The sequence below is a fragment of the Actinocorallia lasiicapitis genome (assembly GCF_054778695.1).
This window is the reverse complement of sequence record NZ_BAAGZI010000894.1, coordinates 1-593: the sequence shown is the minus strand read 5'-3', so window position 1 is coordinate 593 and position 593 is coordinate 1. Positions and strand designations below refer to the sequence as shown.

The window sequence follows — 593 nt, the reverse complement described above, 5'->3', positions numbered from 1 at the left end:
CGCGCGGTGGGCGCGCTGCTGGGCGGCCGGCCCGTCGAACCGCCGCCCCGCGACGGCATGAGCCGCGCCGCCCGCCGGATCGGCGAGATGATCGCCGAGAACCCCTACAGCGACGCCGCCAGGGGAGTGGTCGTCAAGGTCACCTTCCGGATGGCGCCCAGCGCCGTGCCGAGGATCGCGGTCAGCGCCGCCCGCAGCACCGGCACTCGCGCCCTGCGGCTCCGGTAGACGCGTTCAGACGCGCACGGGCTGCGCGTCGGCGACCTTGAGCCGTCCCGCCGACGCCGTCATCAGCACGGCCATCCCGGTGACGACCATGAACGAGATCGACAGCGTCGAGACCGAGGCCAGCCCGCCGATGATCGCCGGAGCGACCAGCAGGCACGAGTAGGTGATCGTCGCGACCCCCGCGACGCCCTGCCCGGGGTTGGCGGCGGCCTTGCCCGCCGCCGCGAACGCCAGCGGCACCACCACGGCGATCCCGAGCCCGATCAGCCCGAACCCGGCGATCGCCGGCACCGGGGTGCGGGCCACGACCACCAGCACGCAGCTGGCCGAACAGGGTGGCAGCATCGTCAGTCGGCTCCCCCTGG

Annotated in this window: 1 protein-coding gene and 1 pseudogene; one reads left to right on the top strand and one right to left on the bottom strand. The window is 74.7% G+C overall.

Translation table 11 applies throughout. The annotated features are described in order from the left end of the window. Positions 1-228 (top strand): hypothetical protein (locus ACYVE7_RS35365; protein WP_460371058.1); only part of this gene is annotated, 228 nt, incomplete at its 5' end. Positions 229-234: 6 nt separating this feature from the next. Here ACYVE7_RS35365 and ACYVE7_RS35360 read toward each other — a convergent pair. Continuing rightward, positions 235-593 (bottom strand): annotated as a pseudogene (locus tag ACYVE7_RS35360) (hypothetical protein); the annotation flags it as partial.